General features: G+C 71.2%; 10 protein-coding genes. 8 read left to right on the top strand and 2 right to left on the bottom strand.

What is annotated here, in order from left to right:
• Nucleotides 1-100: 100 nt before the first annotated feature.
• Together ABZ154_RS00710 and ABZ154_RS00705 are read right to left on the bottom strand one after the other, a co-directional pair.
• A complete protein-coding gene (locus ABZ154_RS00710; RefSeq protein ID WP_356827674.1) occupies nucleotides 101-928 on the bottom strand; it encodes a tyrosinase family protein in 828 nt (275 codons plus the stop codon).
• Between the two features lie 52 nt (nucleotides 929-980).
• On the bottom strand, nucleotides 981-1373 hold the full coding sequence (locus ABZ154_RS00705; protein WP_356827672.1) for a tyrosinase cofactor: 393 nt from the start codon (nucleotides 1371-1373) through the stop codon (nucleotides 981-983).
• 845 nt (nucleotides 1374-2218) lie between these two features.
• On the opposite strand from ABZ154_RS00705, the gene ABZ154_RS00700 reads away from it, so the two are divergent.
• The 8 genes from ABZ154_RS00700 (at nucleotide 2219) to ABZ154_RS00665 (ending at nucleotide 22525) form a co-directional block, all read left to right on the top strand.
• Nucleotides 2219-3574: a lysine N(6)-hydroxylase/L-ornithine N(5)-oxygenase family protein gene (locus tag ABZ154_RS00700; RefSeq protein ID WP_356827670.1), complete on the top strand. Its 1356-nt coding sequence runs from the start codon at nucleotides 2219-2221 to the stop codon at nucleotides 3572-3574.
• A gap of 88 nt (nucleotides 3575-3662) precedes the next feature.
• Entirely contained in the window at nucleotides 3663-4721 is a 1059-nt protein-coding gene (locus ABZ154_RS00695; RefSeq protein WP_356827668.1) for an iron ABC transporter permease, read from the top strand.
• A 32-nt stretch (nucleotides 4722-4753) separates the two neighbouring features.
• Nucleotides 4754-5857, top strand: coding sequence for an iron chelate uptake ABC transporter family permease subunit (locus ABZ154_RS00690; RefSeq protein WP_356827666.1), 1104 nt, complete (start codon nucleotides 4754-4756; stop codon nucleotides 5855-5857).
• Between the two features lie 64 nt (nucleotides 5858-5921).
• Nucleotides 5922-6785 (top strand): ABC transporter ATP-binding protein, encoded by an 864-nt coding sequence (locus ABZ154_RS00685; protein WP_356827877.1) that lies wholly within the window; start codon nucleotides 5922-5924, stop codon nucleotides 6783-6785.
• Nucleotides 6786-6937: 152 nt separating this feature from the next.
• A complete protein-coding gene (locus ABZ154_RS00680) occupies nucleotides 6938-7993 on the top strand; it encodes an iron-siderophore ABC transporter substrate-binding protein (protein WP_356827664.1) in 1056 nt (351 codons plus the stop codon).
• 46 nt (nucleotides 7994-8039) lie between these two features.
• A complete protein-coding gene (locus ABZ154_RS00675) occupies nucleotides 8040-9827 on the top strand; it encodes an ABC transporter ATP-binding protein (RefSeq protein ID WP_356827662.1) in 1788 nt (595 codons plus the stop codon).
• Between the two features lie 57 nt (nucleotides 9828-9884).
• Nucleotides 9885-20822: an amino acid adenylation domain-containing protein gene (locus tag ABZ154_RS00670; protein WP_356827660.1), complete on the top strand. Its 10938-nt coding sequence runs from the start codon at nucleotides 9885-9887 to the stop codon at nucleotides 20820-20822.
• Nucleotides 20822-22525, top strand: coding sequence for an ABC transporter ATP-binding protein (locus ABZ154_RS00665; RefSeq protein ID WP_356827658.1), 1704 nt, complete (start codon nucleotides 20822-20824; stop codon nucleotides 22523-22525). Before ABZ154_RS00670 ends, ABZ154_RS00665 begins: the two co-directional genes overlap by 1 nt.
• Nucleotides 22526-22538: the final 13 nt, after the last annotated feature.

Genomic DNA, 22538 nt, shown 5'->3' with positions numbered 1-22538 from the left:
CATGGGAGACCCGGCAATCCTCGCTGAGGCGGTGGAGGTGAGCAGGAAGGCCGTGCCGGCCATCGACGACGAGGTCCCCGGCAAGGACATCGCGGCTGCGCTACGCCAGGGTGTCGAAGGTGTAGTACCTGGTGTGATCCAACATGTCGGCAGGTGTCACGTCGTTCCAGGGACGCATGACGTCGTCGAGGCTCACGACGTTCCTCGTGCCCGCGGCTGGCAGGTAGGTGGAGCGGGGGTGACGTGCCTGCCACTGCGCCCAGAGCCGGTCGATGAACGCGTGGTGCAGCCAGAAGACCGGGTCGTTGGGTGAGGCGCCCGTGGTCATCTGGCCTCCCACCCACACGTGCACGCGGTTGTGGAGATTGACGCCGCGCCAGCCTTCGACGTGGTTGCGGAAGCCGTCCGACGCGCTGTTCCAGGGCGCGGTGTCGTAGGTGGGCATGGCGAGGACGGAGTCCACCTCGGCGCGGGTCGGCAACTGCGGTACGCCGGACCCGAGGGCGCGGCGCAGGAAGCCGCGCCCGTCGACCGTCACCGTGACCGGCCACCTGCCCCCGCTGACGGCGAAAGGCCCCTCGGTGACCTGCCCGTCCCTGCTCCGGCCGGTGCCTCCGAGGAAGCCGGGTGCCCACAGGGAGGACGAGACGGTACGGTCCGCCGTCCAGTCCCAGTAGGGCAGTGCGACCGCAGGGTCGACGGCTTGGAGCGCCTGCTCGAACTGTATGAGGAATCTGCGGTGCCAGGGCAGAAAGGACGGTGACCGGTGACCCACCCGGTCACCGCTGTCGGTGTCGCTCATGATGAAGGCGTTGTGGGTGGTGACGAACGTGTCGTACTGGCCGGTGCGCTTGAGCTCCAGGAGCGCGTCGACAAAGCTTCGCTTCTCGGCGGCGGTGAGGCTCGCCTGGTTCTTGCGTACGGTCATGAGGGTGCTCCCCGGTTCAGGAAATGGTCAGCGGAATCGCGCGGGCGGGGGATCAGGCCAGGGGTACGAGTTCGGAGCCCTGGAGCTCGATCACGGCCGCCCGCGCCACCGCGCGCGGGGTGGCGAACGTCTCGTAGTGGTTGATGACGCTGACCCAGGTGCCGTCCGCGTTCCGCATGACATGCAGTTCCTCGCCGTCGACCTGCACGGCGTAGCCGCCGTGATGCCCATCGGCGTGCGACGGGGCGCCCTCGATGCGGCGCCCCCGGAAGGTCTCGCTGAACGGGTGCGGGCCTTCATGCCCCGTGTGCCCCTCGTGGTGCTTCGGGTCTGCGGTCCGAGGGTCGGTCGATCCTCCTGCCGTCCGCGCGAAGCCGGTCAGAACGAGGCCGGTCAGAGCGGTCGCGGCAGCCCCCAGGGCGCGACGACGGGTGAGTTGAGACATGGGAAAGTCCCCCAAGTGCGGCGGTGGTGGGCGGGAATCGAGGACAGACGCCCTCGAGCTCCCTTGAAGTGACGGAGCATCACCGGCAGGGCGCTCGACTCGGTCAGGGTCGGCGCGTCCGGCATGCCGTTCTGGAATATGCCTACAGCCACATGCGCGGGAGGCAGTAGTCGCGTTGGGCGGGTTGGCCGCCATACGGACAGGGTGAAGCGAGCTGTACAGGGTTCAACGGTGTTGATCTTGCTGTTCGAGTGGCAAAACGGGACCGCGTCGGAAGTTTTTGCAGTGTAGGCGCTGATTTAGCGAAGGAGTTCCCGTCAAACGGACAAAAGCGTGGCCTCGCTCACATCCCGAAGCTGTCCGGAAACCTTGCTGCGCACCGCCCCGCGAGGCGGCGGCCGGGCTGGCCGAGGCGTCGCGTAGGGCCTCCGCGGTCACCGGATGGAAATCACCGGCCGGGTGCATGCGGAGTCGGTGCCTCCGGCAGGCGCCCGTCCGCCGTTCGCCGGCTCCCCGAGTCGCCCCGGTCCACCGCGAGGTGACCGCCGTCCGCCCACCGGCGACCAGTTTCAGGCGCCTCCGCACTCCGGACCAGCGGCGGCCTGGTGTGGGGCTCGCCGTGGTCACGTCATGTGACGCATCACTCGCAGCGGCTGTCAACAAGGCGGCTTCACACTTTAATTGACGGCGTGTCAGGCTCCCTGTATCCGCTTCGCCCTATCGACAGCCTCGAACTGATTAGCTTAGGCTCACCTAAGTCGGGCTGGGCCGCTCTGTCGGCGTGTCCAACTCGCCCACCTTCCCCCGGCGCCTGACAGGCGGCTTTCCCGCACGATGGGAGTGACATGTCACAGGTTCATCCTGGCGACGCACCACTGATCCACGACCTCATCGGGATCGGCTTCGGCCCTTCCAATGTGGCCATGGCGATCGCGCTCAGAGAGCACAACACACGCGTCGGCGGGCAGGAGCCGGTCACCGCTCACTTCTTCGAGCAGCAGCAGAGCTTCGGCTGGCACCGCGGCATGCTGATCGACGACGCCACGATGCAAGTGTCCTTTCTCAAAGACCTGGTGACACTTCGCAACCCAGCCAGCGAGTACAGCTTCCTCTGCTACCTGCAGAGCAAGAACCGGCTGATCGACTTCATCAATCACAAGAACCTCTTCCCGCTGCGCGTGGAGTTCCACGACTACTTCGAGTGGGCCGCGGCCAAGGTCGACGACATGGTCTCCTACGGGCACGAGGTCGTCTCCGTGACGCCCTTCGCCCACGACGGCACCGTGGAGTACCTGGACGTCACCGTCCGGTCCGGGGGTGGCCTCGAAGTGCACCGGGCCCGCAACCTCGTCATCGGCACCGGGCTGCGCCCTCTCCTGCCGGAAGGCGTGCGGCGCGGCGACCGCGTCTGGCACAACTCGGATCTGCTGCGCAAGGTCGACGGCCTGGAGGGCACCTCGCCCTCGCGGTTCGTCGTCGTGGGAGCCGGGCAGAGCGCCGCCGAGAACGTCGCCTACCTGCATCGTCGCTTTCCCGGGGCCGAGGTCTGCGCGGTCTTCTCCCGCTATGGCTACAGCCCCGCCGACGACAGCAGTTTCGCCAACCGGATCTTCGACCCCGGGGCGGTCGACGAGTTCTTCGCCGCGCCCGACAGCGTCAAGAGCAAGCTGATGGCCTACCACGGGAACACCAACTACTCCGTGGTGGACATCGACCTGATCGACGACCTGTACCGGCAGATGTACCGGGAGAGGGTTCTGGGCACCGAACGGCTGCGCTTCCTCAACGTGTCCCGGGTCACCGACGTCGAGGAGAAGCCGGACGGCGTCCGTACCACCGTGAAACACCTCGTCACGGGCGAGGAAACACCGCTGGACGCCGACGTCGTGGTGTTCGCGACCGGCTACAGCCCCGCCGACCCGCTCGGCCTCCTCGGTGAGGTCGCCGACCGCTGCCTCCGGGACGACGAGGGCCGCGTCCGGGTCGAGCGCGACTACCGCATCGCCACCGACCCCGCCCTGCACTGCGGAATCTACCTGCAGGGCGGTACGGAGCACACGCACGGCATCACGACGTCCCTGCTCTCCAACACCGCGATACGCGTCGGTGAGATCCTGGACTCCCTGCTGGACCGGAGCGTCAAGTCCACCTCCGACGAGGCCCGCCCGGTCACCGACGGCACCGGCAGCGCCGTCGCTTAGCGGCCGTACGGGTCCACCCGGACGCGGGTGCGCTCTCTCCGGTGGACCGGCACTTCGGAGTGGATCAGTAGGGATGGCGTACGTCCATATGAGCACGACTGCAGTTGAGCGCCCCGTGCCCAGGGGTGCGACAGAGGTCCGCCGCAGGCGGGTTGTGGGGTTGGGCGCGCTGGTGGCCCTCCTCGCGCTGGCCGCGGCCATATCGTTGGCCGTGGGAGCCCGTGCGCTCAGCCCCGCCGAGGTCTGGCACGGGCTGTTCGCGGCGGCGGACTCCGACCAGCGGCTCACCGAGATCCGGCTCATCGTGCAGACCGTCCGGGTGCCCCGGACCGTCCTCGCGATCGTGGCGGGCACCGCCCTGGGCGTCGGCGGTGCGCTGATCCAGGGGTACACACGTAACCCCATAGCCGACACGGGCCTGTTGGGTGTGAACAGCGGTGCCTCGTTCGCCGTGGTGTCGGTGATCGCCGTGTTCGGCCTCACCGACCCGTTCCACTACGTCTGGTTCGCCTTCGTGGGGGCGGCCGTCGCCGGCGTCGTCGTCTTCGGTCTGGCGAGCATCGGCAGGGGAGCGGGCAACCCGCTGACGCTCGCCCTGGCCGGGCAGGGGATCACGGTCTTCCTCATGGCGATGACCACCGCGGTCGCGCTGACCGACCAGAAGTCGCTGAACGCGCTGCGGTTCTGGAACGCGGGCTCGGTGTCCGGGGTGGGATTCGATGTGATCTGGCCGGTGACCGGGTTCATCGGCGTCGGGCTCCTCCTGGCCCTGAGCGCCCTGCCCTCCCTCAACCTGCTCAACCTGGGCGATGACGTGGCGCGCGGGCTGGGCGTGAACATCGTGCTGAGCCGGGCCCTCGGCATCGTCGCCATCACCCTGCTGGCGGGCGCGGCCACGGCGGCGTGCGGCCCCATCGCCTTTCTCGGGCTCATGGTCGCCCATGTGGCCCGGTATCTGACGGGACCCGACTACCGCTGGCTGGTGCCGTACGCGGGTCTGCTCGGTGCCGTCATCCTGCTGGCCTGCGACATCGTGGGGCGCCTGGTGGTACGGCCCGGTGAGCTGGAACCGGGGGTCGTGGTCGCCCTCATCGGCGCTCCGTTCTTCGCGGTTCTGGTGTGGCGAGGGAAGTTCAAGAGCGCATGAAGAGACAAGAGCGCATGAACAGACAAGAACGTATGAGCAGGACAGACATCGACCCGGCCGGTACGAACCCGACGGGTACGGACCCACCACTGTCGCCGGGTGTGCGGTTCGGGCAGGTGTCGTTCGTCTGGCGGCCCTGGCTCGTCCTGGTCACGCTGGTGCTGGCGGCCTCCGCCTTCCTGGTGTTCTGCCTCTCCATCGCCGTCGGGGACTTCCCCCTCGGCCTGTCGCGGGTGATCGCCACGCTGCTGGGCCAGGGCGAACAGGTCGACGAGTTCGTCGTGATGGACCTGCGGATGCCGCGTGCCCTGGCCGGCGCCATCGTGGGCATCGCGCTGGGTGTGTCCGGGGCGATCACCCAGTCCGTCGCCCGCAATCCGCTCGCCAGCCCCGACATCCTCGGGATCACCAGCGGGGCCAGCGCGGTCGCGGTCTTCCTGGTGACGGTGTCGGGCGGGGCCGCCGCGGCGGTCGTCGGCTCGGTGGGTCTGTCGGCGGCGGCGCTCCTGGGCGGCCTCGGCACGGGACTGCTGGTCTACTTCCTGGCGTGGCGGCGCGGGATCGACGGCTTCCGGCTCATCCTCATCGGCATCTCGGTGAGCGCCGTGATGCAGGCGATCACGACCTGGCTGCTGGTCTCGGCCGACATCAGGGACGTGGCCCGGGCCCAGGCGTGGCTGGTCGGCTCGCTGGACGGCCGGTCGTGGGACGAGGTCCGCATCGCGTTCTGGGGGGCACTGGTCCTTCTCGCCGTGGTGGCCGCCGCGGCGTTCCAGTTCAAGCCGATGCACCTCGGTGACGACGTGGCCGCCGGCCTGGGCGTCCGGTACACCAGGGTGCGGGCCGTCCTCCTGCTGTGCGCGGTGCTGCTGGCCGCCGTGGCGGTCAGCGCGGCGGGCCCCGTCCCGTTCGTCGCGCTGGTGGCGCCCCAGGTGGCGATGCGGCTGGCGAGGTGTCCGACGCCGCCGATGGCGGCCTCCGGCGTGCTGGGAGCACTGCTGCTGACCGGTTCGGACCTCATCGCGCGGACGGCGCTGCCGATCACCCTTCCGGTCGGCGTGGTCACCGCCGCGATCGGCGGCCCGTTCCTGGTCTACCTGCTGGTGCGGGCGAACCTCCGCCGGACCGGTCCGTGACGCCCTGAGGCGAACTTCCGCCGGAGGTAATAAGGTTAGGCGAGCCTAAATTCAAGGGGTGGTTGTGGTCGCGCAGTTCATCACCGAGACCCGGACCGAGGCCGAGGGCACTCCCCGGCTGGCGGCGAGGGGCGTCACGGTCGGCTACGGCGGCCGGGCGGTCATCGACGACCTCGACGTGGCGATCCCCTCGGGGGTGGTCACCACGATCATCGGCCCTAACGGCTGCGGGAAGTCGACGCTGTTGCGCACCCTGACCCGTCTGCTCAAGCCGGCCAGCGGGACGGTCGTGCTGGACGGCGAGGACATCGTCAAGCTCAGGACCCGGGACGTGGCGAAGAAGCTCGGCCTGCTGCCGCAGGCACCCGTGGCGCCCGAGGGCCTGACGGTGGGGGACCTGGTCGCCCGGGGGCGTCACCCGCACCAGAGCTGGCTGCGGCAGTGGTCCTCGGACGACGCCGGTGTCGTGGAGCGCGCCCTGGCCATGACCGGGGTGGCCGACCTGGCCGACCGTCCGGTCGACTCGCTCTCCGGCGGCCAGCGTCAACGTGTCTGGATCTCGATGACCCTGGCCCAGGGCACCGACCTGCTGCTCCTGGACGAGCCGACCACCTATCTGGACCTCGCGCACGCGATCGACGTACTCGACCTGGTGGACGACCTGCACGAGTCGGGGTGCACCGTGGTCATGGTGCTGCACGACCTCAACCTCGCCACGCGCTACAGCGACAACCTCATCGTGATGCGGGCGGGCTCGATCCTGGCGCAGGGGCACCCGCGTGACGTGATCACCGCCGAGCTGCTGCACGAGGCCTTCGGGCTCCAGGCCAAGGTGATCGACGATCCGGTGGGCGACCGGCCGCTCATCGTCCCGATCGGACGTACGCACGTCCGGCTCGAACCCGTGAGCGGCGCGTCGGTGAAGTGAGCTCTGCGCATGGGGACTTGGCTGCCCGGCCGGCTCGTCCCGGACGAGGGGAAATTTCAAGTAAGGCTAGGCTCGCCTCACTTGTGCGGGATAAGGTTTGATCGCCTTCACTCAGGGGCGCAGTGGACAGTGCGAACGCAAGGGATCTCAGGATGCTTCTCCATCGAACGACGCTTGTGAAGCCGTGGCGGCGGCTCGCCGCGGCACTTTCCGTCGCGACCCTCGGCGTCGGCCTCCTGGCGGGATGCGGTTCCGACACGGAGGCGAAGAAGAGCGACGACGCCCCGGCCGCCGGCGCCGGCGCCGGCGCGTTCCCGGTCACGGTGGAGCACGCGTTCGGATCCACGAAGGTCGAGAAGGCGCCCAAGCGCGTCGTCTCCGTCGGCTACACGGACGACCAGGCCGTCCTGGCGTTCGGCATCAAGCCGGTCGGCATGGTCGACCAGTACCCGAACCCGGTGGGCCAGACCCCCGACATCAACACCCAGTGGCCATGGGTGAAGGACAAGTGGGGCGACACCCGTCCCGAGGTCATCATGAACAACGGTGATGCGGGCCCCAACTACGAGAAGATCGCCTCCCTGCGGCCGGACCTGATCATCGCGGTCTACTCCGAGGTCGACCAGGCCGCCTACGACAAGCTCTCCAAGATCGCGCCCACCGTCGGCCGCACCAAGGCCGAGAAGGAGCCCTTCAGCGCTCCGTGGCAGGACAACGCGGTCCACATCGCCAAGGCGCTCGGCAAGGAGGTCGAGGGCACCGCACTGGTGAAGGGCATCCAGGACAAGCTCGACGCGGCCAAGAAGGACAACCCCGCCTTCGCCGACCAGAAGGCCGTCGCGCTCTCCTGGTACAAGGGCGCGGTGTACCCGTTCACCTCCACCGATGTGCGCGGGCAGCTGGTCACGGGTTCCGGCTTCGGCTACCAGACCGAGATCGACAAGATCGCCGACGGCAAGTTCTCCACCGAGCTGTCGCCCGAGCGCATCGACCTGATCGACGTCGACCGCATCTTCGTCATCAACGACAAGGCGGACACGGCGGCCCTCAAGAAGTTCGAGCTCTTCGCCAACCTGCCCGCCGTCAAGAACGGCAAGGTGTCCTACCTCCTGGACAGCGAGGGCCCGGCGATCGGGGCCGCCATGTCCCAGGGCACGCTGCTCTCCCTGCCGTACGCGATCGACGAGCTGGTCAAGGCGGCCAAGTAGCGATGGCGGCCGAACCGTCCTCCCCCCACCGAGAACTGGCGATCGCGTGACTGTCACCGACACCCCCGCGGCTCCCACGAAGCTGCGTACGGCGACGGGGAGGGAGGCCACCGGGTGGGTCGCGGCACACTGCCGCCGAGCCCCGTGGCTGACCTTCTCCACCGTGCTCACCACCGTGGCGGGAGCGGCCCTCCAAGTGGTCCCCGTGCTCCTGCTGGGCCGGGTGGTCGACGGGGTGGTCGGTGGCGAACCACGCTCGGTGCTCGTCACGGTCGGAGTGCTGATGGGGGCCGCCGCGCTGTTCGGTGCGGCGGCCACCGCGGCGTCCACGTACCTGATCGGGCGGCTGGGGGCGGAGCTGCTGGCGCAGCTGCGGGAGAGCGCCGTACGGGCCGTGCTGGGGATGCCGAGCGCGCGCGTCGAGCAGGTCGGCCGGGGCGACGTGCTCTCCCGGGTCGGTGACGACGTGGCCGTGCTCTCCAAGGGCATCCGGCAGGCCATCCCCACGGTGTTCTCGGCGGGGGTACTGGTGGCCATCGCCACCCTCGGCATGTTCGGCCTGGACTGGCGGCTCGGCCTGGCCGGGGCCTGCGCCCTGCCGGCGTACGCGCTGGCCCTGCGCTGGTACCTGCCCCGGTCCGCCCCCCTCTACCGCAAGCAGCGCATCGCCCAGGCCGACCGCGCTCAGGCGCTGATCAGCGGGCTCAACGGGATCGACACCGTACGGGCGTACCGCCTGGAGGGCGACGTCCGCGAGAAGGTCACCGCCGAGTCGTGGCGGGTGCGCAACCTCGGCGTCGAGGTCTTCCGGTTCTTCGGCCGGTTCGTCGGTCGGGAGAACCGGGCGGAGTTCATCGGCCTCGTCCTGATCCTGGTGGTGGGGTACGCCCTGCTGGAGGCCGACGCCGCCACCCTGGGCGAGGTGTCGGCCGCCCCGCTGATGTTCCACCGCCTGTTCACCCCGCTGGGCGCCATCATGTTCACCTTCGACGAGGCGCAGAAGTCCGGCGCCAGCCTCACCCGGCTGGTCGGGGTGCTGGGGGAGCCGGCGGAGGAGCGGCTGGTGGGCGACGCGTCCGTCGCCCGGGCCGAGGCCGTCCCGTACGCGGTGACCGTGGAGGGGCTGACGTTCAGCTATCCGGACACCGAGGAGCCGGTCCTGCGGAACGTGGATCTGGTCATCCCGGCCGGCGGGTCGCTGGCGCTGGTGGGCGCGACCGGTGCCGGAAAGTCGACCCTGGCCGCCCTGATCGCCGGCATAGGGGCCCCGCGGTCCGGGACCGTACGCATCGGCTCCTGGGACCTCGCCGGTCTCGACGAGGCCGCGGCGCGGTCCCTGGTGAGCATCCTGACCCAGGAGACGCACGTGTTCTCAGGGCCGCTCGCCGACGATCTGCGTCTCGCCGCACCCGAGGCCGGCGACGAGCAGCTGATGGAGGCACTGCGGACCGTCGGCGCCGACGGGTGGGTCGAGCTGCTGCCCGGCGGACTGCACGCCCTGGTGGGCGAGGGCGGCGAGCGCCTGGATGTGACCAAGATCGCACAAATCGCCCTGGCCCGACTGGTGTTGAGCCGCTCCCCGGTGGTCGTCCTCGACGAGTCGACCGCCGAGGCGGGCAGTGAGGGCGCCGCCGAACTGGAGCGTGCCGTACTGGCCGCCTGCGCGGGCCGTACCACGCTCTTCGTGGCCCACCGGCTGACCCAGGCGATGGCGGCGGACCGGATCGCCGTGCTCGACGCGGGGCGCGTGGTGGAGGAGGGAACGCACGAGGAGCTGGTGGCCCTGGGGGGCATGTACGCACGCTTGTGGCGCGCTTGGCGCGAGGGAAGTTAGGGCAACCTCAGTAAGGTTAGGCTGACTTGAACGCCTTGGAAGGGTGCTGAGTCCTCGATGACGGAACCGACCGCTCCTCATGTACTGCTCTCTCCCGCCCACTTCACCGATGTGCGCCGACGCCTCGGCGACTACGGTGACCGGACCATCGCCGAGGCGTCGGCCATCGGGCTGGCGTACTGGGCGACAGGGGCCGGCCCCGACGGCATCGACCTCACTCCCGGCACCGCGTTCGCCGACGTCCTCGGCTGGGTCGACAACGGCGGCGGCGGAAGCCCGGGCTGGGAGGTCGGTGCGGACGGGCTGAGCATCACGGTCCCCGACGAGGTCCGGCCGGCCGAAGCGCAGCTCGCCCTGGACGACCTGGCCGGCTTTCCGGACCGGCCCGTCGGCACCATCGGCCCCTCCAGCATCGTGGCACGGATGGAGACCCTGGCCCGGTGGAACGACAACCGGGCCGACCGCGTCCGCCCGACCGTCATGGAGATGTTCCGCGAGCAGGCCCGCACCCGGCCGGACGCCGCCGCGATCGTCGACGAGCACCGGACCCTGACGTACCGTGAGGCCGCGGAGCGGTCGGCCCAGCTGGCCCACCACCTGATCGAACGCGGCCTCGGAGCCGAACAGGTCGTCGGGATCTCGCTCGGCCGCTCCGCCGACATGGTCATCGGGCTCCTCGCCGTACTCCAGGCCAGGTGCGCGTTCGTACCGCTCGATCCGCAGTGGCCCGCAGCCCGCCGGGCCGTCGTCATCGAGGACGCGGCGGTCGTGCTCCAGCTCAACGGCTCGGGCGGGTCCGACGCCGCCGAGCCGGACGCCGTCGCCGTCGACCTCGGCGACTGGGGGTTCGGCTCCTACCCGGTCGCGGCCCCCGAGACGGCCGTCCACGCCACCTCACTGGCGTACGTCATCTTCACCTCCGGTTCGACCGGCCGGCCCAAGGGCGCCATGATCCGCCACGAGGCGATCAGTGAGCGCCTGCTGTGGCAGCGGGAGGAGATCCTGCGGTTCGGCCACGACGACGCGTCGCTGTTCAAAGCGCCGCTGTCCTTCGACATCTCCATCAACGAGATCTTCCTGCCGCTGGTGTCCGGCGGCAGGCTGGTGATCCTGCGGCCCGGCGGCGAACGCGACCCCCACCACCTGCTCAGCGTGATCGCCGAGCAGCGCGTCACCTTCACCTACCTGGTCTCCTCCATGCTCGACGTCCTGCTGGAGATCGAGGCCGGCTCCGGCCGCCTCGACAGCCTGCGCCATGTCTGGTGCGGCGGCGAGGTCCTGACCCCGGAGTTGTACGAGCGGTTCCGCACCCGGCTCGACATCCCCATGTACCACGGCTACGGCCCCGCCGAGACGACCATCGGCGTCTCCCACGTCATCTACCGGGGCGAGGCCGAACGCCTGTCGACCTCGATCGGCAGGGCCAACCCCAACACCCAGCTCTACGTGCTGGACGACGAACTGCGCCCGGTCCCGGTCGGCGTCGGCGGCGAACTGTACGTGGGCGGACTCCTCCTGGGGCGCGGATACGCCGGGGCCCCCGGCCTCACCGCCTCGCGGTTCGTCGCCAACCCCTTCGCCTCCGACGGATCCCGGCTGTACCGGACCGGCGACCTGGCCCGGTACGCCCCCGACGGATCGCTGGACTTCCTCGGCCGCGCCGACAACCAGATCAAGATCCGCGGCATGCGCCTGGAGCTCGAGGACGTCGAGGCCTCACTCGCCGAGCACCCCCGCGTCCGGCACACCTGCGTCGTCGCCCGGAAGAACAGCGCGGGCGGCACCTACCTCGTGGGGTACGTCATCCCCTCCGCCGGCGGAGGCAAGCTCACGGCAGAAGAGGTCACGGCCTGGGCCACCGCCCATATGGTCGAGTACATGGTCCCCGCCCACCTCGTCGTGCTGACGGCGTTCCCGCTCACCGCGAACGGCAAGATCGACCGGGCCGCCCTGCCGGAACCCTCCCGGCCCACCGGCGGCCTCGTGGCGCCCGCCACCGAGAACGAGCGCCTGGTGTGCGCGGCGGTCGCCACCGTGCTGCGGCTGACCGACGTCGGCGTCGACCAGGACTTCTTCCAGCTCGGCGGCGACAGCATCCTGGCGATCTCCCTGCTCAGCGCCCTGCGGGAGGTGGGCCTCCATGTGACGGCACGTCAGATCTTCACCCACAGCGCCGTCGGGGCACTGGCGGCGGTGGCGAGCCGTGACGACGTCTCCACCGTGGACCACGCGGACACCGCGACCGGCACCGTCGTGGGATCGCCCGTCGTGCAGTGGCTCGGCGAGACCACCGACGCGGTCGACGGCTTCGTGCAGTCGGTCGTCCTGAACACTCCGCCGGAGCTGACCGCCGGTGCTCTCGACACCGTCCTCACCGCCGTCCTCGACCGCCACGACATGCTCCGCGCCCGACTGGTACGCGGCGAGCGCTGGAGCTTCGACATCCCGCCGGCCGGGCAGGCCACCGTGGGATGGCAGGAGAGTGACGCGCCGGTGCAGGAGTGCGTCCAACGCGCCACCGAGGGACTCGACCCGGACAACGGGGAGATGCTGCGTGCCGTCTGGCGGCGCGCGGCACGCCAACTGGTCCTGGTCGCCCACCATGTGGTGATCGACGGCGTGTCCTGGCGGATCCTGATGGACGACCTGGCCACGGCCTGGCGGCAGCACGTCACCGGCGCACCCATCGAACTCCCGCCCGTCGGTACGTCGTTCAGGCGCTGGACCCAGCTCCTGGCGCACGCGCCCTTCGACGCCGACCGCACGTACTTCCAGCGCGCCCTGCCCGGAGAGGACGCCCCGATCGGCAGGCGTGCCCTCACCGAGGCCGACACCGTGGCCCGGGAACGGACCCGGACCTTCTCCGCCGGCCCGAAGGAGACGGCCGCCCTGCTCGGGGAGATCCCCGCCAAGTTCCACGCGGGCGTCAACGACGTCCTGCTGACCGCCCTGGCTGTCGCCCTCGCCCGGTGGCGCCGCGACCGGGGGCAGGAGCAGACCTTCGCCCACATCGAGCTGGAAGGGCACGGCCGCGAGGGGCGGTTCGTGGCGGACGCGGCCGGGTTCGAACCCGAACTGTCGCGTACGGTCGGATGGTTCACCACCCTGTTCCCGGTGACCGTGGACCCGGGCGCGGCATCCGACCTCACCGCACCCGCCTATCTCGCCGCCGCCCTCAAGGCGGTCAAGGAGGACCTCGCCCGGGTGCCGGGCAACGGCGTCTCCTACGGCGCCCTGCGCTACCTCACCGACACCGAGCTGGCCGGGCCCGCACCCCAGGTGCTCTTCAACTACCTGGGCCGCTTCGACGCCGACGCCGCCGGGGAGTGGCAGCTCGCCGCCTCCACAGGGCAGTTGGGCGAAAAGCGCGACCCGAGAATGCGCCTTACGCGTGCCCTGGAGTTCAACGCGATCGCCGAACCGGGCGCCAACGGCGCGTTCCAGCTGGTCACCACCCTTTCCTGGCCCGAGGGTGTGTTCACCGACGAGGACATCGCCACCCTCGGCGCGTACTTCGGCTCGGCCCTGTCCGCCCTCGCCGAGCTGGAGGAGGGCGGCCACACCCCCAGCGACTTCCCGCTGGTGCCGCTCACCCAGGCCGACGTCGACGACCTGGACGGTACGGGCCTGCGTGACGTCCTGCCGCTGACGCCGTTGCAGGAGGGCCTCTACTTCCACTCGGTCTTCGACGACGAGGCCACGGGCAGCTACGTTGAGCAGCAACTGCTCACGCTGGAGGGCGAGGTGGACGCCGGCCGGCTCGCGGCGGCTGCCACCCGGCTGCTCACGCTCTACCCCAACCTGGCCGCCCGCTTCACGGCCCTCGCCGACGGCCGGGTCGTCTCCGTCGTCGAGAGCGGCATCCGGGCGCCCTTCACCACACTGGACCGCCCCGCCATCACCGACGACGAGATCCGCGACCTGGCCGAACGGGACCGCCGCACAGGGTTCGACCTCGCCACCGGCCCCCTGATGCGCTACACCCTCATCCGCGCCGGAGCCGGCCGCGCGGTCCTGGTGCAGACCGTGCACCACATCATCGCCGACGGCTGGTCCGTCCCGCCGATGCTCCGCGCCCTGCTGGCCGAGTACCACGCACCGGGCTCCGTGCACCCGCTCGGCGGCTACCGCGACTACGTCGGGTGGCTGGCCGATCAGGACCAGGACGAGAGCGACCGGGTGTGGCGCGACGAGCTCGCGGACCTGCCCGGCCCCTCGCTGGTCGCCGAAGGGCACACCCCCTCCGAGCGGTACGCCGACGTCGCGGTGGAGCCCGCCGACGACATCGGCATCGCCGCACGGTCGGCGGGCGTACCCGTGAGCGTGGCCGTGCACAGCGCGTGGGCGGTGACACTGGCAGGCGTCCTGCACGGCCGGGACGTCGTTTTCGGCTCCACCGTCTCCGGGCGGGACGCAGAGGTCCCCGGCATCCGGGACATGGTGGGCCTGTTCATCAACACCATTCCCGTGCGCGCCCGTTGGGGCGTCGCCGACACCGCGTACGACCTGCTCACAGCAGTGAAGGAGCACCAGAGCGCGGTGCTGGCACACCAGCACGTGTCGCTGGCGAGGATCAGCCGGCAGGCCGGCGCGGGCTCGCTCTTCGACACCCTGGTGGTGTTCGACGTCGCGACCGACGTGGAGGCCCTGCGTGGCCCGGACGACACCCTCACCATCACCGACATCGTCAACGAGGGTGCCCCGCACTACCCTTTGACGCTGGTCGTCGAGCGATCCCGCGACGGCCGCCCCCGCTTCAACCTGATCTACGACGGGGAGTTGCTGCGCCGCGAGAGCGCCCAGGCGATCCTGCACACGTTCACCCGGGCCCTCACCGAGCTGCTGAGCCGCCCGGACGCCCGGGTCGACGAGCTGGTCCGCGAAGCGGACCGGGTCGCGGAGCGGACCGGCCCGACCACCCTGGGCGAGCTGTTCGACGCCGCCGCGCGCCGCGACCCGGCGGCCACGGCCGTGACCCAGTGCGCTCTGGACGGAACCGACCGGTCCCTGACGTACGGCGAACTGGCCACCGCCAAGGACGCGCTGGCTGCCGCCCTGCGCGCGGCCGGTGTCCGTTCCGGGCAGCGGGTCGCCGTCGCCGTCCCGCGCTCCCTGGAGCAGGTCGTCGCGCTGGTCGCCGTCGTCACCGCCGCAGGCGCGTACGTCCCGCTCGACCTCGCCTACCCGGACGAACGGCTGGAGTACATCCTCGGCGACGCCGCCCCGCAGGTCGTCCTCGTGGACCGGGAGCAGCGCGACCGCTTCACCCGGCTGCTGGAGAGGGCGGGCGTGCAGGCGCGGGTGCTGGTCCAGGGGGAGGAGGGCCCGCCCCCCGCCGACACCGCCGCGCCCGTGGTGAACCCGCAGGACCCCGCGTACGTCATCTACACATCCGGCTCGACCGGCCGGCCCAAGGGGGTCGTCGTCCCGCACTCCGCGGTGGTGACGCTCCTCGCCAACACCCGGCCGGACATGGCGTTCGGGCCGCATGACGTATGGGTCCAGTTCCACTCCTTCTCCTTCGACTTCGCCGTATGGGAGCTGTGGGGCGCCCTCGCGCACGGCGGCGAGCTGCTGGTGCCGGAGTACGGGCTGACCCGCTCGCCCGTCGACCTCCACCGGCTGGTCCGCGAGCGCGGCGTCACCGTGCTCAACCAGACCCCCTCGGCCTTCTACCAGTTCATCGAGGCCGACCTGCACGCCGAGCGGCCGGTCACGGCACTGCGCCGCGTCATCTTCGGCGGCGAGGCGCTGGACCTCGGGCGGCTGCGCGGCTGGGTCGAGCGGCACGGCACCGGTGCGCCCGAGCTGGTCAACATGTACGGCATCACCGAGACCACCGTCCACGTCACCCACCGGGTGCTGACCGACGAGGACTTCGCCCGCTCCACGGACATCAGCCCGATCGGCGGCCCGATCCCCGGTCTGGCCACCTATCTGCTCGACGACCGGCTCCGGCCGGTGCCGCCGGGGCGGGCGGGCGCCATCTACGTCGCGGGCGATCAGGTGTCCCTCGGCTACCTGGGGCGCCCCGGACTCACCGCGAGCCGCTTCGTGGCGAACCCGTTCGCGGACGACGGCTCCCGGATGTACCACACGGGCGACCTCGCCCGCCGGACGCTCGACGGGGAGCTGGTATTCGCGGGGCGCGCCGACGACCAGGTGCAGCTGAAGGGGTTCCGGGTCGAGCTCGGCGAAGTCGAGGGAGCGATACGAGGGTTGGGCGGCGTCGTCGATGTGGCCGTCACCGTGGCGGACAGCGGCGACCACCTCGTCGCGCACGTCGTGGGCGAGGCGCCGGCCGACCTCACCGCCCTGCTCTTGGCGAAGCTGCCCGTCCACATGGTGCCGGGCCGGGTGCTGCCGGTCGACGCGCTGCCGCTGACGGTCAACGGCAAGCTGGACCGCAAGGCCCTCACCGAGCGCGCCGCACAGCAGGACGCTCCGGTGGCCGCGAGCGGCTCCGACGCCCTGACCGCCCTCATCGACATCTTCACCGAGACGCTGCCCGGCGCCGCCGTGGACGCCGGCACCGACTTCTTCGGTGCCGGGGGCGACAGCATCGTCGCCATCACCCTGATCAACCGGGCCCGCGCACTCGGCCTGCCGATCGCGCCCCGGGACGTCTTCCTCCTCAAGACCCCGCGCGCCCTCGCCGCCCACCTGGCCACGCGCGCCCCGCAGGCCGCGCCGACACCGCCCACCCGGCGCGAGGACGGCCCGCTGCCGCTCACGCCGATCATCCTGCGCCAACGGGAGCTGGGCGGCTCGCTGACCCGGTTCGCCCAGGCCAGGACACTGGTGGTGGCCGACGGCACCGGCCTCGCCGACGTCCGGCGCGCCGCGAACGCCGTCGTGGCCGCGCACCCGGCCCTCCGGCTGCGGCTGCACGTCGAGCACGGCGTCTGGACCCTGCGCACCGAACCCGCCCGCGAGGCCGCCGTCGTCACTTCGGACACCGCCGACGCATCGGCCGCGGCGAACGAGGCGGCCGGGCGGCTCGCCCCCGAGGCCGGAGAGGTCATCGCGTTCTCCTGGCTGGCGGCGAGACGCACCCTGGTCGTCACCGTGCACCACCTCGCCGTCGACGCGGTGTCCTGGCTGATCCTCCTGGACGACCTGACCACCGCCCTGGGCGGATCCGCCCTCCCGCCGCCGACCACGCCCTACGCCGAGTACGCCGAAGCCCTCGCCGTACGGTCGGCAAAGTCGGCCGACGGCCTCGGCGACTGGATCACCACCCTCCAGGCCCCGCTCCTGCTGCCCGCGCCCACGGACACGACCGCTTCCACGGACACGACCGCCCCCGCCGACCTGCGCGAGACCACCGTCGTCTTCCCGCCCGACGCCAGCGACGTCGTGACGCGCACCGCCCCCGCCGCCCTCGGCGTCGGCCTCACCGAGCTGCTCTGCGGCGCCCTGCGCACCGCGCTGACCCACATCCAGGCCGCCCCCACCGACCTGGCGGTCGATCTGGAGCGCCACGGCCGGGTCCCGGCCGAGGAGCACCACGACTACGCCCGTACCGTCGGCTGGTTCACCTCCATCGCCCCCGTCCGGCTCAGCCCGCAGACGGACCCCGTCGCCGCGGCCCGCGAGATCGCCGGCCGCCAGCCGGACGAGGAGGGGCACGCCGCCTACGGGCGGCTCAGGTACCTCAACCCGCAGACGGCCCCCCTCCTCACCGCCCGCCCCCAGGTCCTCTTCAACTACCTCGGCCGGGGCGGCGAATCGAATGCCCTGAACATCACCGGCAGCGGCCACAGCGACAGCCCGTACGCCGTCGAGGTCAACGCCTGGACCGACGACGCCACCGGCAGCCTGCACGCCGCCTTCACCCTCGCCGCGGGCATACCCGACGCGCTCACCGACCACTGGCTCACCGCCCTGGCGCAGATCGTGGACGCCTCCGCCACCGCCGAGCGCACGGCACCGGTCACCCCCCTCCAGCGCGGCCTCTTCTTCCAGGCCCAGATGGCGGGCGCGGCCGGACACTATGTCGCGCAGAGCTACTTCACCTTCGACCGGCGCCTGGACACCGACGCCCTGGCCGAGGCGATGGCGTACGTCATCGCGCGTCACCCGGTCGTCGGCGCGGGGTTCACCACCGACGACGACGGAAACCCGGTCCAGCTCCTCAAGGCGGGCCGCCGGGTCGACGTCCGCACGGCCGAGCTGACGACGGACGCCGAAGTCGAAGAGCTGCGCACCCGGGACCGTGAGAGCGGCTTCGACCCCGGGGAGCCGCCACTCATCCGGGTGACCGTCGTGCGGCTGCCGGACGGCCGGGACGGGCTGCTGCTCAGCTACCACCTGCTGCTCTGGGACGGCTGGTCCCGCGAGATCGTGCTGCGCGACCTGTTCGACGCGTACGAGGCCGTCGTCGCCGGCGAGCGGTGGGACGCGGCCCCGGCGGTGCCGGGCTTCGAGGAGTACGCCCGGGCGCTCGCCGCCAAGGACCCCGCCGTATCGGAACGCTTCTGGGCGGACCACCTGGCGGGCCTTCCGGGGCCGACGCTGCTGGCGGGACCCGCCCCGGCCCTCAGCGAGGAGCTGCCCGAGCCGCTCGTGCAGACGCTCTCCGCCGAGCTGACGGACCTGCTGCGAGAGGCTGCCCGCGTCCACGGCGTCACCCTGAACTCGGTGCTGACCGGCGCCTTCGGCCTTCTGCTCGGCGCCCGGACCGGCCGCAGCGACGCCGTCTTCGGCGTCACCGTCTCGGGCCGGGAGGGCGAGGGACACGGCGACATCGTCGGCGTACTCCTCAACACCGTGCCCATGTGGACGCGGGCCCGCCCCGAGGAAAGCGTCGGCGCGTACCTGTCCGCCGTACAGGCGGCCCGAGTGGCGGCGATGGAGCACGAGCACCTGGGGCTCGGCGAGATCCAGCGGGCCAGTGGCCACGACGCCCTGTTCGACAACCTCTTCGTGCTCCAGAACTTCCTCGACCTGGACGCCTTCGCCGCGATGAACGCCCGCCACGGCATCACCTCCGTCCGGGCGGACGACTCCACGCACTACCCGTACACCTGGGTCGTCACGCCCGGCGACCGGCTCACCGTCAAGCTGGAACACCGCCACGGCGACTCCGAATCCGCCCGCCGGCTGCTGGACGACTACCTGCGCGTGCTGGAGGACGTGGCGCGTTCGACGACGGGGCGGATGGGCGCGTTGCGCGGCCTGGGACCGGACCCCGAGCCCGTCGAGCGTACGGAGGTCGGTACGGACACCGTCGTCGACCGCTTCGACCTCGCGGCCGACCGTCATCCGCAGCGCGTCGCCCTCGTCGCCGACGGCGCGACCATGACCTTCGCCCAACTCCGCGACCGCAGCCGGGATGTGGCGGGTGTGCTCGCCCAGCGGGGGATCGGCCCGGAGACGACCGTGGGCCTGGCGATCCCACGCTCGCTCGACTGGATCGCGGCGCTGTTCGCCGTACTGCGGGTCGGTGCCGCATACGTTCCGCTGGAGCTGGACCACCCGGACGAGCGGATCGCGGCCATCGTCGAGGACGCGAAGCCCGAGGTCATCCTCACCGTCAGCGGCGTGTCGCCCCGGCTGACCGGCGAGCTGATCGAGCTGGACCGTCCGCTGCCGGCCGCCGAGCCGTACGTGACGTTCGCCCCGGACGATCCGGGCCGGCTGAGGCACCCCGCGTACACGATCTACACCTCCGGATCGACCGGCAGGCCCAAGGGCGTGGTGACCGAGTACGCGGGGCTCACCAACATGCTGATCAACCATCAGCGCCGGATCTTCGAGCCGGTCCTCGCCGAGCACGGCCACCGCACCTTCCGAATCGCACACACCGTGTCGTTCGCGTTCGACATGTCGTGGGAGGAGCTGCTCTGGCTCGCGGACGGACACGAAGTCCACATCTGTGATGAGGAGTTGCGCCGCGACGCACCCCGGCTCGTCGAATACTGCGGCGAGCACGCGATCGACGTCATCAACGTGACCCCGACCTACGCACAGCAGCTGATCGCCGAAGGACTGCTGGACAACCCGCAACGGCGGCCCCCACTCGTGCTGCTGGGCGGTGAGGCCGTCACCCCGGCGCTGTGGCAGCGGCTCGCCGGGACCGAGGGCACGGTCGGCTACAACCTGTACGGGCCCACCGAGTACACCATCAACACCCTGGGCGTCGGCACCTTCGAATGCCTTGACCCGGTGGTGGGCGTGGCGATCGACAACACCGAGGTGTACGTCCTCGACCCCTGGCTGCGGCCGCTGCCCGACGGGGCCCCCGGCGAGCTGTACGTGGCGGGCATCGGCATCGCCCGCGGCTACCTGGGCCAGAGCGCCCAGACCGCGCACCGCTTCGTCGCCTGCCCGTTCGGCGCGCCCGGCGAACGCATGTACCGCACCGGGGACCTGGTGGCCCGCCGGCCCGACGGGAACATCACCTACCTCGGCCGCACCGACCAGCAGGTCAAGATCCGTGGCCACCGGGTGGAACTGGGCGAGGTGGAATCCGTGTTCGCGGCCCACCCGGCGGTGCGGTTCGTCGCCGCCGTCGCCCAGCCGGACCCGCAGGTCGACGGCGCCTACCGGCTGGCCGCCTATCTCGTGCTGGAAGGAGCGGAGTTGGCGACGGTGGCTGGTGAAGTCAGCGCAGCGCTGCCGGACTTCCTGCGCCCGACACACTTCGCGCAGGTCGACAGCATCCCGCTGACCGTGAACGGGAAGGCTGACACCAAGGCGCTGCCGGAGGCCCGGCCGCTCGGCGCGCTGACCACCGCGGGGGAGCGCGGCCCGGCCACGGAGACCGAGACCGTGGTCTGCGAGTTCTTCGCCGAGGCACTGGACCTGGACGACGACGAGGTGAGCGCGGTGAGCGACTTCGTGTCCCTCGGAGGACACTCCATGCTGGCGGTCCGGCTGATCGGGCTGCTCCGCCGCGCGTACGGTCCTGTGATCACGATCCGTGATCTGTTCACCCTGCGAACCCCGGAAGCGATCGCCCGCCATCTTGATGAGAACCGACACGACTGATGAAAACTGACACGCAGCGGCCCCGCCCGGGAGCCGCCATCCTGCGGACCGCCCTTCGCCGCAACATCGGCGCCATGATCGCGGGCACCGTCCTGATGGGCCTGTACCAGGCGGCGGAGACCGCGTTCCCCATCGCGCTCGGGCTGATCGTCGAACACACGATGCAGGACCGCAGCCTCGGCTCGCTCGGGGTGTCGATCGGCTCGCTCGCCGTGATCATCACGACGGTCTCCCTGTCGTGGCGGTTCGGCATGCGGGTGCTCCAGAAGGCCAACACGACCGAGGCACACCGCTGGCGGGTCCAGGTGGCCGCCTGCGGGCTCCAGCCGGTGGCCAGGGACGATGTGGACGGCCTGAAGTCCGGCGAGATCCTCACCATCGCCACCGAGGACGCCGACCAGACAGCGGACATCATCGAGGTGGTGCCGCTGCTGATCAGCTCCCTGGTCGCCGTGGTCGTCGCGGCGGTCGCGCTGAGCCTGGCCGACCTGCGGCTCGGCCTGCTGGTGATCGTCGGGACCGTCGGCATCCTGTCGATCCTGGCGGTGATGTCCAAACGGATCGGCTCCAGCACCCAGGAGCAGCAGGCCAAGGTGGCGCGGGCCGGCGCCAAGGTCGCCGACCTCATCATCGGTCTGCGCCCGCTCCACGGCTTCGGCGGCAACCACGCGGCGTTCGGCTCCTACCGCAGGGTCAGCACCGACGCCAAGCGTCAGGCGATCACCGTAGCCCGGGTGAACGGCGCGTACGCGGGCACCGCTCTGGCCCTGAACGCCGTCCTCGCCGCCGCCGTCTCCCTGACGGCGGGCTGGCTGGCGTTCGGCGGCCAGATCTCCATCGGTGAACTGGTGATGGCCGTGGGCCTCGCGCAGTTCATCATGGAACCGCTGAAGATGTTCTCGGAGATGCCCAAGTACGTGATGATCGCCCGCGCCTCCGCCGAGCGCATGGCGCTGGTGCTCTCGGCCCCGCCGGTGGCCACCCCGGGCCCCGAACGCCCGGCCCCGGGAGGTGACCTGGAGGTCGACGGTGTCCGCCACGGAACCCTGCAGGGGCTGAAGTTCACCGTGGCCGCCGGGGAGTTCGTGGCGATCACCCCCTACCAGCCGCGCGCGGCGGCCGACCTCGTCGCGGTACTCGCCGTGAACGCCGCGCCGGCCGCGTACGAGGGAGTGGTCCGGCTCGGCGGGCAGGAGCTCGCGGACCTGTCGGTCGAGGCGGTCCGCGAGCACATGCTGGTCAACCCGTACGACGCGGAGGTCTTCGGTGGCACCCTCCGGACGAACATCGACCCGTCGGGCACCAGCCGTACGCTCCCCGAGGCCGTCCAGGCGTCCATGCTGACCGATGTCGTCGCCCTCCACCCCGACGGGCTCGACTACGCGGTCCGCGACCGCGGGGCGAACCTCTCCGGGGGGCAGCGCCAGCGGCTCTCCCTGGCCCGTGCGCTGGCCGCCGACGCCGACGTACTGGTCCTGCACAACCCGACCACCGCCGTCGACGCGGTCACCGAGCAACTGATCGCCCGCAACATCGCGAAGCTGCGGCGGGGCCGCACCACGCTCGTGATCACCAGCAGCCCGGCGCTCCTGGACGCGGCGGACCGGGTGCTCGTCCTGGACGAGGGGGTCATCGCCGCCGAGGACACCCACCGCAACCTGCTCGCGGGCGACGAGGCGTACTGCCTGGCCGTGGCCCGGTGAGCCACCGGCGGGG

The organism is Streptomyces sp. NPDC006261, from assembly GCF_040613515.1.
Lineage (GTDB): Bacteria > Actinomycetota > Actinomycetes > Streptomycetales > Streptomycetaceae > Streptomyces.
The sequence above is the reverse complement of the archived record's forward strand: the minus strand, read 5'-3'. Positions and strand labels throughout refer to the sequence as shown.